The organism is Sulfitobacter aquimarinus (genome assembly GCF_040149565.1).
Taxonomy (GTDB): domain Bacteria; phylum Pseudomonadota; class Alphaproteobacteria; order Rhodobacterales; family Rhodobacteraceae; genus Sulfitobacter; species Sulfitobacter aquimarinus.
This window is the reverse complement of record NZ_JBEFLO010000001.1, coordinates 127,468-142,336: the sequence shown is the minus strand read 5'-3', so window position 1 is coordinate 142,336 and position 14,869 is coordinate 127,468. Positions and strand designations below refer to the sequence as shown.

14 protein-coding genes are annotated in these 14,869 nt (G+C 59.0%); 8 read left to right on the top strand and 6 right to left on the bottom strand.

Annotated features, from left to right (window positions below):
• Nucleotides 1-3 precede the first annotated feature (3 nt).
• The gene (locus ABMC88_RS00635; protein ID WP_349574896.1) at nucleotides 4-1,194 is read right to left on the bottom strand and encodes an ROK family transcriptional regulator; all 1,191 of its coding nucleotides are present in this window, start codon (nucleotides 1,192-1,194) and stop codon (nucleotides 4-6) included.
• Nucleotides 1,195-1,363: 169 nt separating this feature from the next.
• On the opposite strand from ABMC88_RS00635, the gene ABMC88_RS00630 reads away from it, so the two are divergent.
• From ABMC88_RS00630 to ABMC88_RS00615, 4 genes are all read left to right on the top strand, one after another.
• Entirely contained in the window at nucleotides 1,364-2,383 is a 1,020-nt protein-coding gene (locus ABMC88_RS00630) for a sugar ABC transporter substrate-binding protein (RefSeq protein ID WP_349574895.1), read from the top strand.
• An 84-nt stretch (nucleotides 2,384-2,467) separates the two neighbouring features.
• Nucleotides 2,468-3,508, top strand: coding sequence for an ABC transporter permease (locus ABMC88_RS00625; RefSeq protein ID WP_349574894.1), 1,041 nt, complete (start codon nucleotides 2,468-2,470; stop codon nucleotides 3,506-3,508).
• Nucleotides 3,508-4,284: an ATP-binding cassette domain-containing protein gene (locus ABMC88_RS00620; RefSeq protein ID WP_349574893.1), complete on the top strand. Its 777-nt coding sequence runs from the start codon at nucleotides 3,508-3,510 to the stop codon at nucleotides 4,282-4,284. The genes ABMC88_RS00625 and ABMC88_RS00620 overlap by 1 nt, the downstream gene beginning before the upstream one ends.
• Before the next feature lie 29 nt (nucleotides 4,285-4,313).
• Nucleotides 4,314-4,886 carry an AAA family ATPase gene (locus tag ABMC88_RS00615; protein WP_349574892.1) on the top strand — a complete coding sequence of 191 codons (573 nt, stop codon included), beginning with the start codon at nucleotides 4,314-4,316 and terminating at the stop codon, nucleotides 4,884-4,886.
• A 105-nt stretch (nucleotides 4,887-4,991) separates the two neighbouring features.
• On the opposite strand, the gene ABMC88_RS00610 is transcribed toward ABMC88_RS00615, so the two are convergent.
• Both ABMC88_RS00610 and ABMC88_RS00605 read right to left on the bottom strand, forming a co-directional pair.
• Nucleotides 4,992-6,356, bottom strand: a complete 1,365-nt coding sequence (locus ABMC88_RS00610) for a sensor histidine kinase (RefSeq protein ID WP_349574891.1) — start codon at nucleotides 6,354-6,356, stop codon at nucleotides 4,992-4,994.
• A complete protein-coding gene (locus tag ABMC88_RS00605; protein WP_349574890.1) occupies nucleotides 6,353-7,027 on the bottom strand; it encodes a response regulator in 675 nt (224 codons plus the stop codon). The genes ABMC88_RS00610 and ABMC88_RS00605 overlap by 4 nt, the downstream gene beginning before the upstream one ends.
• A gap of 139 nt (nucleotides 7,028-7,166) precedes the next feature.
• Here ABMC88_RS00605 and ABMC88_RS00600 point away from each other — a divergent pair, with 139 nt between their 5' ends.
• The 4 genes from ABMC88_RS00600 to ABMC88_RS00585 all read left to right on the top strand — a co-directional run bounded on the left by ABMC88_RS00600 (nucleotide 7,167) and on the right by ABMC88_RS00585 (nucleotide 12,451).
• Nucleotides 7,167-8,273, top strand: coding sequence for a tricarboxylate transporter (locus ABMC88_RS00600; RefSeq protein WP_349574889.1), 1,107 nt, complete (start codon nucleotides 7,167-7,169; stop codon nucleotides 8,271-8,273).
• A 67-nt stretch (nucleotides 8,274-8,340) separates the two neighbouring features.
• Complete coding sequence (locus ABMC88_RS00595) at nucleotides 8,341-10,368, top strand: tripartite tricarboxylate transporter permease (protein WP_349574888.1); 2,028 nt, start codon at nucleotides 8,341-8,343, stop codon at nucleotides 10,366-10,368.
• Nucleotides 10,365-11,456 (top strand): 4-oxalomesaconate tautomerase, encoded by a 1,092-nt coding sequence (locus ABMC88_RS00590; RefSeq protein ID WP_349574887.1) that lies wholly within the window; start codon nucleotides 10,365-10,367, stop codon nucleotides 11,454-11,456. The genes ABMC88_RS00595 and ABMC88_RS00590 overlap by 4 nt, the downstream gene beginning before the upstream one ends.
• A 26-nt stretch (nucleotides 11,457-11,482) precedes the next feature.
• Nucleotides 11,483-12,451, top strand: coding sequence for a D-2-hydroxyacid dehydrogenase family protein (locus ABMC88_RS00585; RefSeq protein WP_349574886.1), 969 nt, complete (start codon nucleotides 11,483-11,485; stop codon nucleotides 12,449-12,451).
• Here the strand turns inward: ABMC88_RS00585 and ABMC88_RS00580 are convergent.
• The 3 genes from ABMC88_RS00580 to ABMC88_RS00570 are packed head-to-tail and all read right to left on the bottom strand — an operon-like array spanning nucleotide 12,448 to nucleotide 14,812.
• Nucleotides 12,448-13,134 (bottom strand): transporter substrate-binding domain-containing protein, encoded by a 687-nt coding sequence (locus ABMC88_RS00580; RefSeq protein WP_349574885.1) that lies wholly within the window; start codon nucleotides 13,132-13,134, stop codon nucleotides 12,448-12,450. The two genes, ABMC88_RS00585 and ABMC88_RS00580, sit on opposite strands and share 4 nt — an antisense overlap.
• Before the next feature lie 8 nt (nucleotides 13,135-13,142).
• On the bottom strand, nucleotides 13,143-14,165 hold the full coding sequence (locus ABMC88_RS00575) for an AbrB family transcriptional regulator (protein ID WP_349574884.1): 1,023 nt from the start codon (nucleotides 14,163-14,165) through the stop codon (nucleotides 13,143-13,145).
• Complete coding sequence (locus ABMC88_RS00570; protein WP_349574883.1) at nucleotides 14,162-14,812, bottom strand: GntR family transcriptional regulator; 651 nt, start codon at nucleotides 14,810-14,812, stop codon at nucleotides 14,162-14,164. Before ABMC88_RS00570 ends, ABMC88_RS00575 begins: the two co-directional genes overlap by 4 nt.
• Nucleotides 14,813-14,869 lie beyond the last annotated feature (57 nt).

Sequence of the window (14,869 nt, the reverse complement as noted above, 5' to 3'; positions counted from 1 at the left end):
AGTCTAGGACAGACCCGCATTTGATTTGAGCAAGAAGTGCGACCAGATCGGCCCGCACGCGGCACCGATTTCGCGCGCGTTTCGGCCCATCGTCCCTGCCTCGATCTGGGGCGGGATCAGGCCGCGTGTGTCTTGGTTCGCGATATATCGACGGGTCCGGTCAACCAAGGTCTGTTTGACGTCTTGGGGCAGGCCGCCGTCGATCATAACCGCCTCAAAGTCGATGACCGCGCAGGTAGAGAGCGCGGCTTTTGCCAGCTCTTGCGCGGTTTGCCTGATCCACGGCTCGACATAGCGTTCATAGGGGGACCAGTCGTCGCTGTTCCACAGCCCGCTTGGGTCAAGGCCCACCTCGGCGAGGCGCGCCTCAAGCAGATGGATCGAGGCGATGTCGATCAACTGGCGGCTTTCGCCATTGGGGCCTACGCTGCGCAGCGATCCCAGCGCACCTGCATTGCCCTGATGCCCCTCGAAGACCGAGTGGTTCAGCACGATGCCCCCCCCGACGAATGCCGCCACAAAGAAATAGGCATAATCGCGAAACTCTTTACCGCGGCCATAGATATGCTCTGCGCGGCAGGCGGCGGTGGCATCATTGACGATATGCACGGGCAGGTCGGAAAAATGTGCAATCTCGGCGTGGAAGTCTATGTCTTTCCACGCCGAGAACTCTTCCGCACTCGCCCCCACCATTTCATGCCAATTCCAAAGCTCGAAAGGGGCGGCGATGCCGATCCCGCACAAACGCTCTTGCAAGGGGGCGGCGAGGCCTTCGATCAATTCCGCGCTGGCCAGCCTGAGGAATTCGAACACATCAGCGGGGAGGGGGTATTGGAAGCGGGTGCTGCGCCCATCGCGCACGGTGCCGTGAAAATCCATCAAGACGATCTTGGCGCTGCGCCGCCCGATGTTCACGCCCAGCGAAAAGGCCCCGTCCGCAGCCAGCGCCATAGGCACCGATGGTTTGCCCACCTTGCCTTTGACGGGCGTCCCACGGGCAAGCAGCCCGTCCTTTTCCAGCTTTCGCAGAATGACGGAAACGGTTTGGGGCGATAGACCTGCAACCCGCGCAAGATCACTGCCCGGCATTGGGCCATTGCGCTGTAGCATAGACAGCAACAGCCTCTCGTTGTGGTCGCGCAACCCTCTCTGGTTCACGCCGCCACTCAAACTTCTGATCTTTGACCCGTCCATACCCAAAGGCCTTACATGCATATCGCGCTGGAATGAAGGTGGCAGATTGAATTAATAAATCAAGTTTATTTATTTATTGACCCGTGCCGAAGAATCGGCTTACCTGAGGCCAATTCCGCAAGATGCGGGACCTGTATCCGGTTAATCGGAAAACGTCTGGGAGGACCTCATGAAGAAACTACTCGCAACAACGGCTGTCGCATTGACCGCATTGTCTGGCGCTGCTTTTGCAGATGGCCACAGCGTCACGGCATGTTTGATCACAAAGACCGACACCAACCCTTTCTTCGTAAAGATGAAAGAGGGCGCAGAAGCCAAAGCAGCCGAGCTGGGCATGACGCTGAAGTCCTTTGCGGGCAAAGTTGACGGCGACCACGAAACACAGGTCGCAGCCATCGAGACATGCATCGCTGATGGCGCAAAAGGCATTCTGCTTACGCCGTCCGACACATCATCCATCGTCTCTTCGGTTCAGCAGGCGCGCGATGCAGGGCTGGTTGTTATCGCTCTCGACACGCCCTTGTCCCCGATTGAGGCCGCAGATGCGACGTTCGCCACAGACAACTTCCTTGCGGGGGAGCTGATCGGCAAATGGGCGGCGGCCAAACTTGGTGACGACGCTGCAAACGCCAAGATCGCCTTGCTTGATCTTGCCGTATCCCAGCCAACGGTTGGCGTGCTGCGCGACCAGGGTTTCTTGCAGGGCTTTGGCATTGATCTGGCCGACCCGAACGTAAACGGGGACGAGACCGATCCGCGCATCGTTGGCAACGACGTGACCGCAGGCAACGAAGAGGGCGGCCGCAAGGCAATGGAGAACCTTCTGGCAAAAGACCCGATGATCAACGTGGTCTATACCATCAACGAACCTGCCGCGGCGGGTGCCTATGAGGCGCTGAAATCCATCGGGCGCGAAAATGACGTGCTGATCGTTTCTGTCGATGGGGGCTGCCCCGGTGTCGCGAACATCAAGGACGGCATCATCGGTGCCACGTCCCAGCAATACCCGCTGCTGATGGCGTCCAAAGGGATCGAAGCGATTGCCGCATGGGCCAAAGACGGCACCAAGCCCGCCTTGACCCCGGGCAAGGACTTCTTTGACACAGGCGTTGCACTGGTCACAGACGAGCCTGCCGACGGTGTCGAGAGCATCGACACTGCAGAGGGTACCAATCTCTGCTGGGGCTGATTGCCCATCGGCCCTGAACGGGCTTTGATCAAAGAAAAGGGGCGGCGGTGTTCGCCCCTTTTTCAACGGTAAGGGAGGGATAAGATGTCCAATACAGATACCACGACGGACGGGGTCGCAAAATTCGAGGATCCGCATCGCGGGGTGATAGGGACGGTTCAGCATGTCTTGCATACCAACCCTGCGCTGGTGCCATTGATCGTGCTTGTTGCTTCTATCGTCGTCTTTGGCCTCTTGCTGGGGTCGAAATTCTTTTCTCCCTTTGCGCTGACGCTCATCCTTCAGCAGGTGCAGATTGTCGGCATTGTGGCCGCTGCGCAGTCATTGATCATCCTGACCGCAGGTATTGATCTGAGTGTGGGGGCGATCGCGGTCATCTCCTCTGTTGTGATGGGGCAATTCACCTTTCGATACGGCCTTCCTGTGGAAGTGGCAGTGGCCTGCGGTTTGCTGGCGGGCACGGCCATCGGATATATCAACGGCTGGCTTGTGGCGGTGATGAAACTGCCGCCTTTCATTGTCACCCTGGGCATGTGGCAGATCGTATTGGCCGCCAACTTCCTTTATTCCCAGAACGAGACCATCCGCAGTCAGGACATCGCCAAAAACGCCCCCTTGCTGCAATTGCTGGGGGCCAAGTTCAACATCGGCGGCGCAGTGTTCACAGTGGGTGTTGTCTTCCTCGTGGTGCTTGTGGCGGCACTGGCTTACGTCTTGCGCCATACGGCATGGGGTCGCCATGTCTATGCTGTGGGCGATGATGCGGACGCGGCGGAACTGTCTGGCGTGAATGTCAAAGGCACGATCATCTCCGTCTATGCGGTTGCGGGCCTGATTTGCGCCTTTGCCGGCTGGGCACTGATCGGGCGGATCGGCTCTGTCTCTCCCACATCGGGGCAGCTTTTGAACATCGAGAGTATCACCGCCGTGGTGATCGGGGGCATCTCGCTTTTTGGCGGGCGCGGTTCGATCCTCGGCACATTCTTCGGCGCGCTTATCGTGGGGGTTTTCACGCTGGGGCTGCGCCTCATGGGGGCAGACGCGCAATGGACTTACCTGCTCATCGGCGTGCTTATCATTGCGGCGGTCGCCGTTGACCAGTGGATCAGAAAGGTAGCAGCATAATGGAACCTGTTCTCAAAGGCCGCGGCCTCGTCAAACGCTACGGCAAAGTAACGGCACTGGACCACTGTGACTTTGACCTGATGCCGGGGGAAATCCTTGCCGTGATCGGTGACAACGGCGCGGGGAAGTCATCGCTTATCAAAGCAGTGTCGGGCGCTGTGATCCCCGACGAGGGGCAGGTTTACCTCGAAGGGAAAGAGATCAATTTCAAATCTCCCATTCAGGCCCGCGATGCAGGGATCGAGACCGTCTATCAGACGCTCGCCATGTCGCCTGCGCTGTCGATTGCGGATAATATGTTCATGGGCCGCGAAATCCGCCGTCCGGGCATTCGCGGTTCGCTGTTCCGACAGCTGGATCGGCCCCGGATGGAGCGTCTGGCCCGTGAAAAACTGACCGAGCTGGGGTTGATGACGATCCAGAACATCAACCAAGCGGTCGAGACATTGTCGGGCGGCCAACGCCAAGGTGTTGCCGTGGCACGCGCGGCGGCATTCGGGTCAAAAGTGATCATTCTGGATGAGCCAACAGCCGCCTTGGGCGTCAAGGAATCGCGCAAAGTGCTTGAGCTGATCCAGGACGTGAAATCACGCGGCATTCCGATCATTCTGATCAGCCACAACATGCCGCATGTTTTTGAGGTCGCCGACCGCATCCACGTCCACCGTTTGGGCAAACGTCTGTGTGTGATCAATCCAAAGGATTACACCATGTCCGACGCAGTCGCCTTTATGACGGGGGCAAAGGACGCGCCGTCCGAGACTGCAAGCGCTTGATCGACTATGCGGACATTGCGCAAAGGATCATGGATGTTCCGCTGCGAAAAGGGCGGCGGATCATCGCTATTTCGGGCCCTCCCGCAAGTGGCAAATCCTATCTTGCCGATGCGCTGAGCACCAGACTCCCGCAGGCCTGTGTGGTCCCGATGGACGGGTTCCACCACAGCAACGACCACCTGCACGCCCAAGGAATGCTATCGCGCAAAGGCGCGCCCGAGACTTTCGATGTAGCGGGGCTGGCTTCTGTGGTCAAGCGGATGCGCAGCGCAGGCGAGGTCCCGTTCCCTACGTTTGATCGGGCCCGCGACCGCGTTGTCCCGAATGGGGGATGCCTGCGCACCAGCGATACAACCGTGTTGGTCGAAGGCAATTACCTGCTGTTTGATGCGCCGCCATGGGAGGCCTTGGCCGACCTTTGGGATTTCGGCATCGTTCTGGATGTGCCTTTGGCCGAGCTGCGAGAGCGGCTCCTCAAGAGGTGGCTGGATCTGGGATATGACAGCGATGCAGCGACGCGGAAAACCGAAGAAAACGATCTGCCCAATGCGCGTTTGGTTTATGGCAAAAGGCTCCGCGCCGATATGGTGCTGTCTGGATAACACCCGTTGCTTGCGTGGCGGGTTAGGATGGTCGTTCCCAAACACGAGACACCGCGCCACACTCGGCACCAGCGGTTATCTTTATTGTCAGCCAAGGGGGCGCATCTAGCTGGCCAATGGCATCGTAAGCTTAACCGAAGCGCCCGTGACGCTTTCCAAAAGCTCCAGACGCCCGTCGTGGTTCTCCATCACTCTGCTTGCAATGGGCAGGCCCAATCCGCTGCCAGGCCCGCCGCCCGCCTGCGAAAAGCGGCTGAGCGCTGCGATGTGGCGATCGGGGCGGATGCCTATACCATCGTCGTTGATGACAAGAGTTGCCATTGATCCGTCCTGCGACAGTTCCAGCGTAATCCGTGTCAAACCCGCGCCACCGTGGATGATTGCATTGGTCAGCAGGTTCAGCACCGCTTCATGCAACATGGTGGGATCGCCCGTTATGACCACCTTTCCGGAGGGCAGGGCGTAGACCAGCTCTACACCACTGTGGGGGTTTTGTTGCCTGAACGCAGCCCCGACAGTGCGAACAAACGCACCCAGTTCAACGGGCAAGCCAGAGCGTAAAATGTCCGTGCCGCTTGCCCGTTCAAAGGACAAAAGCTTGTTCGTCAGATCGCTGGCTTCCTGTGCAGCCAGCAGCAATTCGGCACTGCGCCTTTGGGCGGCTTGGGGATTTGGTGCGTTTTCAACTGCTTCAGCCAAGGCAAGAACGCCCGCAACGGGGTTGCGCAACTGATGCGCCGCGTTGGAGATGAACTCATCCTTGGAACTGATCCTTCGGGAAATACGGTCAAGCAGTGTGTTGAGCGTATTCACCAGACCCTGTGCTTCTGCTGGCACAGCGCGGCGGATGGGCTTCAGCTCGGTCGGGCTGCGTTCGGCGATGGCGCGCTCCAGATCAAGCAGGGGGCGCAGGCCCAACCCCACGCCGAACCAGACCACCACCGCGACACAAAGCACAAGCAGCATAATCACCCCGAACGAGCGCGACAGCACATCGCGCACAAAGCTGGCGCGAACCTGCGCGCTTTGCCAAACCGTGATGCTGAAAACCCCTGCCACACCACTGACAACGGTGCTGTCGCGATAGCGCAAGACGCGGACGTTTTCGCTTTGATAGGTGCTGTTGTAATACTGCGGATCGGTCGGCCCGTCAGAAAGTACGCTGGGCAACACAGGCGGCGTTGAGTAGCCGGTCACAAACACCCCGTCAGGTGCGTAGACGTGATAAAAGATCGGCCCGCCTGATGTATCGCCCAGAAGGCGCTGGGTGGAAGAACTGATGGCATCGCCGTCAGACAGGGCCACATCGCGCGATATCGCAAGCGCGGCAGACAAAAGGCCACGGTCAAAAATGTCCTCGGCGCGGTCGGTTGTTGTGCGGAACTGCCACGCCGCAGCGACCAGAGAGATAACCAAAAGCGGCGGCAAAATGATCAACGTAAGCCGCGCGCGCAGCGACCTGAGCTTCATGTCAAGGTTTCCGCTGACATCTGATAGCCAAGCCCGCGCCGCGTTCGGATCGTGATCCCGTGCTGTTTCAATCGCCCGCGCAGGCGCGACACATAGACCTCGACAACCGTTTCTTCGACGTCCGCCCCCACGCCATAGACATGATCCAGAACGGCCGTTTTCGAAACAGTGCGCCCTTCCGCGGCCACAAGACATTCAAACACCGACATCTCGCGGCGGGGCAGGTCAATCTCGGTCTGGCCATCGAACAATTGCCGGGCGGCGGGATCGAACTGCAACTCGCCAACTCTGCGCAGCTGTTGCTGTGGAATGTCACGTCTGCGCAACAACGCCCGCACCCGCGCCTCCAGCTCTGCCATCTCGAAGGGTTTGATCAGGTAGTCATCGGCCCCCGCATCAAGGCCGGTCACGCGGTCTTGGGTCTGGGCGCGTGCGGTCAGCAATATCACCGGGCGGCTATCGCCCCGCCCGCGTATCTGTTTGAGCAAGGACAGACCGTCCTGACCGGGCAGATTGATGTCAAGGATCACCAGATCGGCCTGATCGCGGGCCAGATAATCCTCTGCGGCACTGCCGTCATGCAACACGTCTACCGCATGGCCTGCGTCCTCAAGACGGTAAGTGATGCCCTTTGCGAGGCTGACGTTGTCTTCAACCAGTGTGATCCGCACGTTGAATGAATCCCGTTAATGCAAGTCTGGTGCAAGGTTCGCAGGTCAAAAGGCATACATCAACCGGGGGCGGACACCCTCGGAGCGATTCTATATTGGCCCCTTTGGGAGAAGGGGCATACAAAACCGGGAGGAACATATGTCCAATCTTAAAACCACGCGCCGCGTGGCCATGGGCCTTGTGGCTGCGGCTGCTGCGACTTTTGGCCTGCAAGCAAATGCTGGCGGTCATGGCATTGATCTGGAAGGCAAAACCGTCGAATGGATCATCCCGTTCTCCGAAACGGGCGGCTCCGCCAAATGGGCCAACTTCTATGCACCACTCCTTTCCGAAGCCCTGCCGGGCCAGCCGACTGTTGTCGTCAAATTCATGCCGGGTGCAGGGTCGACCAAAGGGGCGAACTTCTTTCAAGAGCAGACCTACGAAGACGGCACACTGATCTTCGGGTCTTCAGGCTCTACCCAGTTTCCGTACCTGTTGGGCGACCCACGGGTGAAATATGAATACGCGGACTGGAACGTCGTTCTTGCCTCCGGCACAGGTGGCGTGGCCTATCTGCCGCCGGAACTGGCCGCAAAGATGGACGGTCTGGATGCCACTGGCCTGCAGGGCGAAGATTTCATTTATGGCAACCAAGGGGCCACGCGCCTTGATCTGGTGCCAACGCTGGCATGGGAAATGCTGGGTCTGAATGTCGAAAGCGTTATGGGCATCAAGGGCCGCGGTGACGGCCGTTTGATGTTCGAGCGCGGCGAAGCCAACATCGACTATCAGACATCTTCCTCCTACCTGTCAGGCGTGACGCCATTGGTCGAGGCAGGCACAGCCGTGCCCATGATGACCTGGGGGTCGCTGGACGACGCCGGCAACATCGTGCGTGACCCCACCTTCCCCGACGTGCCGACCTTCAAGGAAGTCTGCGAAAGCACCGAAGGCTGCGAGACATCGGGCGAGAAATGGGATGCGTGGAAAGCCTTCTTTATCGCGGGGTTCCCTGCGCAAAAGATGGTGTTCTTGCCGCAGGGCGCCTCGGCTGATGCGATTGCCACCTACACGGCCGCGTTCGAGGCGGTTCAGGCACGTGCCGATTTCGCCGAAATCTCGGGCAAGCGTTTGGGCAAATACCCCCAGATGACAGGTGCTGCGGCTGAAACAGCCAAGGCAAACGCGACCAAAGTATCGCCCGAAGCCAAAGCGTTCATCGTGAACTGGCTTCAGGAGAAATACGGCGTTTCCCTGAACTAACTTTTCTTTCTGAACGCCCCGGTTGCACCAGCGGGGCGTTTTCCAAAGAAAAGTGGGAGGATTTTTCATGGAAGTCATCATGGAGGCTCTGCCTGCATTCGGCGACGCTTGGGGGTTGATTCTACAGCCTGTTGTGTTGGGGTATCTGGTCATGGGCGTGCTGATGGGCCTGTGCATCGGCGTGTTCCCGGGCTTGGGCGGTATTGCAGGTCTGTCTTTGTTGCTGCCCTTCATGTTCGGCATGGAGCCTGTTCTGGGTCTGGCGTTGATGATCGGTATGGTCGCTGTTGTGCCCACCTCTGATACGTTTGCTTCTGTTTTGATGGGTATCCCGGGGTCATCGGCCAGTCAGGCGACTGTGCTGGATGGTTTCCCGATGTCGAAAAAGGGACAGGCCGCACGCGCGCTCTCTGCCGCATTTGCCTCTTCGCTATTCGGCGGGCTTGTCGGGGCCAGTTTTCTGACCATCTTTATCCTGATTGCACGTCCCATCGTTCTGGAGTTTCGCACGCCAGAACTTTTGATGATCACGATCTTCGGCCTGTCCATGGTGGGCATCCTTGCGGGCCGTATCGCGATCAAGGGGATCGTGGCGGCGGGCCTTGGCATGTTGATCGGTATGATCGGGGAGGGGGCCTCGTCCGGCGACCTGCGGATGTCATCTTATGACTACCCCTATCTGGCCGACGGGTTGAAACTGGTCATTGTAGGCCTTGGTATCTTTGCCATCCCCGAGATCATCTCTCTGCTGCGCCAAGACCGCGCCATCAGCCAAGAGCCGCAAATTGGCGGCGGGTGGATTGACGGCGTCAAAGACTGGTTTGCCAATATCTGGCTGTCTGTACGGTGCTCCATCATCGGAGTTGTTGTGGGCGTAATCCCCGGTCTGGGCGGATCGGTGGTCGACTGGATCGCTTACGGTCACGCGGTGCAAACCACAAAAGACAAATCCGGCTTTGGCCAAGGCGAAGTGCGCGGTGTCATCGGGCCTGAAAGCTCGAACAACGCCAAGGAAGGCGGCGGGCTGGTGCCTACTTTGCTGTTCGGGATTCCGGGTTCAGGCTCAATGGCGATCTTTATCGGGGCGATTGCCCTGTTGGGATCAGGCCAGATCGAAGTCGGTCCGGCGATGCTGAAAAACAACCTCGACATCACCTATGCGATCGTGTGGCTGCTGGCGCTGGCAAATGTGGTTGGCACGGTTATCTGTATCGCGGCCTCTGGTGGTATCGCGAAGCTGACTACCATCCGCTTTGTGTTGCTTGCTCCGTTCTTGTTCATGATTATCAGCTTTGCGGCGTTCCAGTCGGGGCAGAACCTGATGGATCTGGTGGCGCTGTTCGCGATCGGCTTTCTGGGCATCCTGATGCGGCGGTTCGACTGGTCGCGCCCTGCTTTCCTGATCGGTTTTGTGCTGTCAAACCCTGCCGAGAACTACGCAAACCAAGCGATCCAGATCGCGCAATCGCGCTTTCGCAAAGGGTTCGGCGAGGGGATTGATTATATCTTCTCACCCATTGTCATCGTCTTGGTCATCATCACGGTGATCTCGGTTGTGCTTGGGCTGCGTCAGGCCAAACACATCATGGCAGAAGGCGAGATTACAGCAGGCTCCAAACGTGCGCCGATGGTGTTCCTGTTGGCCGTCACAGCCTTCATCGGCTTTGCACTGTATGACGGCATGTCGATCCCAAGCTACAGCCGCGACCGGACCTTCCCGATCTTTGTCGCCAGCATTTGTCTGATTGGCTGTGCGTTTCTTATCATCCGTATGATGCTCAAGCCCGAAACAGACACGATCTTTGCGGATCGCGAACTGAATGGCGAGGACGCAGAGGCGACCCACGGGTTGTGGCCCACCTTGGCGTGGTTTGCGGCGCTGTTGGTGCTGACCTCACTGCTTGGCTTCATCCTTGCGCTGATGGTGTTTTTGTTCGCCTTCATGGTGGTCCGCGCAAGAGTCAGCATGGTCTTCGCCGCCCTCTACACCGCTGCGGGCCTCGCGTTTATGTGCGCGATGGCGTGGCTGTTGAACCGCGATTTCCCACCCGGATTGTTGCAGGAGTACTTTGCTTTGCCATGGCCTTTCACATGACCCAGACAGAAATTCCCTTTCTCTTCATGCGCGGCGGCACCTCGCGCGGGCCCTACCTTAACCGTGCCGATCTGCCCGATGACCTCGACCGCTTGGCGCAGGTCCTGATCGCGATGGTCGGCTCGGGGCATCCGTTGAACATTGACGGGATCGGGGGCGGGGCCGCGGTGACAACCAAGGTCGCGATGCTGTCGAAATCCGATGATGCCTGGGCCGATGTGGACTATTTCTTTGCGCAGGTCAGCGTCGAGGATCAGCTGGTCGATTTCAAACCCACCTGCGGCAACATCCTGTCTGGCGTCGGCCCAGCGGCGATTGAGATGGGGCTGGTCGCCGCTCAGGACGGGGAGACGCCTGTTAACATTCGCGCCGTAAACACCGAAGCACGGGTTGCCGCCGTTGTGCAAACGCCGGGCGGCCAGGTCAGCTATGACGGGGACGCAAAGATCGACGGCGTGCCGGGGACGGCGGCGCCTGTCGGCTTGCAGTTCATGGAGACAGTGGGCAGCGTCACGGGGGCGTTTCTGCCCACTGGTAATCTGGTTGATGTTGTCGACGGCGTAGCTGTCACATGCATGGACGTTGCCATGCCAATGGTCATCGCCAAAGCCGGTGATTTCGGCCTGACCGGATATGAAAGCGCCGCCGAACTGGATGAAAACCGCAGCTTCTTTGCCAGAATGGAAGCCCTGCGCATCAAAGCGGGCGCACTGATGGGCATGGGCGACGTGACAGCCTCTGTCACGCCGAAATTCGGGCTTTTGGCCCCCGCCCGCGCGGGCGGCACCATCGCCACGCGCTACTTCATGCCGTGGAACGCGCACCCCACAATGGCTGTCACAGGGGCGCAATGCCTTGCCGCTTGCGTGCTGACGCCGGGGACGGTTGCGGACGGCATGACGGCCAAGCCCAATGAAACTCCTGCCCCCATCACGCTGGAACATGCCTCTGGCACGATTGATGTAATGGTAGATTACGCGCAAACCGACGCAGGGTTTCAGATCAAATCCGCAGGGCTGGTCCGCACCGCGCGCAAGATTGCCGCCGGAAGCGTGTTCATCCCCGCATCCGTTTGGGGCGGTGCCTGACACCACATTTACCAAGGAATAGACCGATGAAAGTTCACATTCTTGACGATTGGTTCGACACGTTGCGCGGCTTGCCGTGCTTTTCAAAGCTGGCCGATCATGATGTCACCGTCTGGACCGACCACGAACCCGATCCCGCCAAACTTGCCGCACGGATGACGGATGCCGAAGCACTGGTGCTGTTTCGCGAGCGCACAAAAGTGGGCGAGGAGTTACTGGCCGGTATGCCGAACCTCAAGCTTATCTCACAGCGCAGTGTCTACCCCCATGTGGACGTGCCCGCCTGTACGGCGCAGGGCGTCCTGCTCAGCTCTAACATGCATGCAGGCGCGCCTTCCTATGCCGCGGCAGAACATACGCTTGCGCTGATCCTTGCCAGTTATCGCCAGATTCCGCAGCAGACGGCATCCATCAAGGCAGGGCAGTGGCAATCGGGCGTTGGGCGCACGCTGCGCGGCCGAACGCTTGGGCTTTATGGCTATGGGCGGATCGCGGGTGCGGTCGCGGAATACGCCAAGGCGCTGGGGATCAATGTGCAATGGTGGGGGTCCGAGGCGGGCCGCGCACGGGCACAAGCCGCGGGCGAAACCGTTGCTGCATCACGCGAGGCATTTTTTGCGTCGTCAGATATCGTCAGCGTGCATGTGCGGCTGAAGCCCGAAACACGCGGCCTCATCACCGCCGCTGATCTGGCACAGATGCAGCCCCGTGCCCTGTTTGTGAATACGTCACGCTCCGGTCTGGTAGAGGCCGGCGCGTTGGAGGCCGAGGTGGCAAAAGGCGGGCTTCATGCCGCCGTCGATGTGTTTGACCAAGAGCCGTTGACCGACACGTCCAACATCCTGCTGACCCATCCCAATGTACTGGCCACCCCGCATATCGGATTTGTCACCGAGGATGAGTTTGATCTGCAATTCTCTGACATCTTTGACCAGATCAATGCCTATGCCGCAGGCGCACCGATCCATATGATCAATCCCGAAGCCTATCCTTAACCGCTTTGCGCGGCATCAACGAACCCGTCCGCGATGGCACGGGCCACAAAATCATCAAGCGCCGCGATGCGCCCATCGGTGCTGTCAGGCAGCACCATCGCTTGACGAACCGAGGTCAGCACACCCGACAGGATGCGAAAGCCGGATGCCCCTGCAAAGGCCCCTTCAAGCGAGGCACGCACACCTGCAACTGCATCGCACCTGCCTGCGCGAAATTCCTCAAAGCTTTCGGGGGGCGTGCCCGAACGCTCTAGCACGGCGTGTTCAAGGGTCTTGGTCAGGTGCATATCATAGGCCGATCCCGTCGATGTTAAGACGGTGACGCCTGCCGCATCCACATCCTCTACATTTTTGAAGGGGGCGTCACTGCGCACCGCAAAGGTCGCCTCGATCACGATATAAGGTCGGGTGAAGGCGATTTTCTCCGCTCGCATCGGATCAACCGCCAAAAAGCCTACGTCCCATTTGTCACGACCTGCGTCCTCAAAGACTTTGCCTGCACCGCTGTAGATAACGGGTTCCAGACGGGCGCCGATCTCATCCGCAAGCCGTTTGGCCAGTGCAGGGCTGACACCCGTCAGGCTATCGCCGTTTTGCTGAACCAACGCGCGATTGCCCGTGTTGATCGCTGCCCGCAGAACGCCGTCGCGTGCCAGTGTTTTCAACGCTTCTTGCATCGTCATTGCCTTTCTTAAGTATCGGCATTGAACAGCCGCACGAACAGCGGCGCACCCAGTATAACCACAAAGATGCGCAGCACATGGTGTGCGACCACAAAAGCCATATCCGCCCCAACGATCAAAGCAATTACAGTCAGTTCTGCCTGCCCGCCGGGCGCGAAGGCAAGGATCGTCTCCATCGGGGGGGCAAGGTTGGCCAGATGGATGGCCTCGACAAAGAGGACAGTAAGCACCAGCAGGATCACACAAAAGCCCAGACCTGCGGTCACATCCCTGCGGACTTCTGCCATGGTAACGCCTGCGTATTTGGTCCCCACGCTCATCCCGATGAAGAACTGCGCAGCCCAGATTGCTTCGGCGGGGGGGCGGTGGTGCAAAATGCCCGTCAGCGCAAAGGCCGCAGCCAGCAAAAGCGGGCCCAGAATTGTGGCACCAAACATGCCCGCCCGCTTTGCGATCTGCCATCCCGCAAAACCGCAAAACACCATCAGCGCCAATTGCGCGGGCGCAATGGTGCTGGCTGGACTGCCGGGAGGGGTGCTGAGGTCCGCATCCCAAATCCACGTCAGCAGGAACGGCAACACAACCACAATCACCATCACACGGGTGGCATGGATAAGAGACAGCGCACGCACATCGCCGCCAGCTTCTTCGCCAAAGACAAGCATATCCTGCAAGCCCCCCGGCATGGAGGAATAGTAACTGGTGGCGAAATCAAACCCCCAAAGGCGTTGGAAATACAGCACGCCGACCACGCCAATACAGCCTGTCATCACAGGGATCATGAGCAAGGTCGGCCACATTCCCACCATCGACCCCAACAGCGTTGTGGTGAATGTCGCACCCACGGCAACGCCAAGGATCGTGCGCATGGCCTCATTCACGGGCTTTATGCCGCGCATCGGGACACCTGCCATAGACGCGATCAGGCAGGCAAAGATTGGTCCCAGCAACCAAGGCAGGGGTAAGTGCATAGACTTGAATGCAAAAACGCCGACCCCCGCGACCGCAAATGCATAAAGACGCGGCATCATTCTTGTAGAACCTTGAGCCTGTGACGCAGGGAGGTTTGCAAATGCGCCTCTGCCGCATCGCCCGCCGCCTGTTGATCCCCCGCAGCAATCGCTGCGATGATTTGATTGTGCTGGCTGCTGACCGTCTTGATCCGCGCCTCGTCGTCCAGCGTGGTTGGCCCCAGCAATATCAGCGCATTATTAAGCGCACGGGCCGAGGCCAGCAAAAAACGGTTACGCGTGGCAAGGTAGATGCTGCGGTGAAAGTCCTGATTCAGAGCCGCCGCACGGGGCGTGTCCTGTCCGGCGGCGTCGATCTGTTCGTTAATATCCCGAAGGAGGTCAACCTCGGCCGCGTTTGCGTGTTTGGCGGCCATCTGTGCTGCGGTACGCTCCAGAACAAGGCGCATCTCATACAGCTCAACAATTTCGGGGGTGGTGAGCGTGCGGATGACCGCGCCCAAACGGGGGCGATGCTCTACGATCCCGTCATTCTCCAACTTGCGCAACGCCTCGCGCACGGGCGTGCGCGACAGGTCCAGTTTCGCTGCCACGTCAATCTCGCGCAGGCGGTCCCCCGGTGCGAATTCGCCCGCCCTGATCGCCCCGTGTAGTCGGTGATACGCGATTTCGCCCTGAGACATGTCTTGCAATTCTATGGTGTTCATTTTAGGTGGGTCCAAATTGTATCCGCTTGGATACAATATAGATATGAGAAGGAAACA

Bases quoted from the DNA above. Each gene is read 5' to 3' on its own strand.
- ABMC88_RS00590 (WP_349574887.1), top strand. From the start codon at position 10,365: ATGACCCAGACAGAAATTCCCTTTCTCTTCATGCGCGGCGGCACCTCG.
- ABMC88_RS00595 (WP_349574888.1), top strand. From the start codon at position 8,341: ATGGAAGTCATCATGGAGGCTCTGCCTGCATTCGGCGACGCTTGGGGG.
- ABMC88_RS00615 (WP_349574892.1), top strand. From the start codon at position 4,314: ATGGATGTTCCGCTGCGAAAAGGGCGGCGGATCATCGCTATTTCGGGC.
- ABMC88_RS00630 (WP_349574895.1), top strand. From the start codon at position 1,364: ATGAAGAAACTACTCGCAACAACGGCTGTCGCATTGACCGCATTGTCT.
- ABMC88_RS00635 (WP_349574896.1), bottom strand. From the start codon at position 1,194: ATGGACGGGTCAAAGATCAGAAGTTTGAGTGGCGGCGTGAACCAGAGA.
- ABMC88_RS00620 (WP_349574893.1), top strand. From the start codon at position 3,508: ATGGAACCTGTTCTCAAAGGCCGCGGCCTCGTCAAACGCTACGGCAAA.
- ABMC88_RS00625 (WP_349574894.1), top strand. From the start codon at position 2,468: ATGTCCAATACAGATACCACGACGGACGGGGTCGCAAAATTCGAGGAT.
- ABMC88_RS00600 (WP_349574889.1), top strand. From the start codon at position 7,167: ATGTCCAATCTTAAAACCACGCGCCGCGTGGCCATGGGCCTTGTGGCT.
- ABMC88_RS00580 (WP_349574885.1), bottom strand. From the start codon at position 13,134: ATGACGATGCAAGAAGCGTTGAAAACACTGGCACGCGACGGCGTTCTG.
- ABMC88_RS00585 (WP_349574886.1), top strand. From the start codon at position 11,483: ATGAAAGTTCACATTCTTGACGATTGGTTCGACACGTTGCGCGGCTTG.
- ABMC88_RS00570 (WP_349574883.1), bottom strand. From the start codon at position 14,812: ATGAACACCATAGAATTGCAAGACATGTCTCAGGGCGAAATCGCGTAT.
- ABMC88_RS00610 (WP_349574891.1), bottom strand. From the start codon at position 6,356: ATGAAGCTCAGGTCGCTGCGCGCGCGGCTTACGTTGATCATTTTGCCG.
- ABMC88_RS00575 (WP_349574884.1), bottom strand. From the start codon at position 14,165: ATGATGCCGCGTCTTTATGCATTTGCGGTCGCGGGGGTCGGCGTTTTT.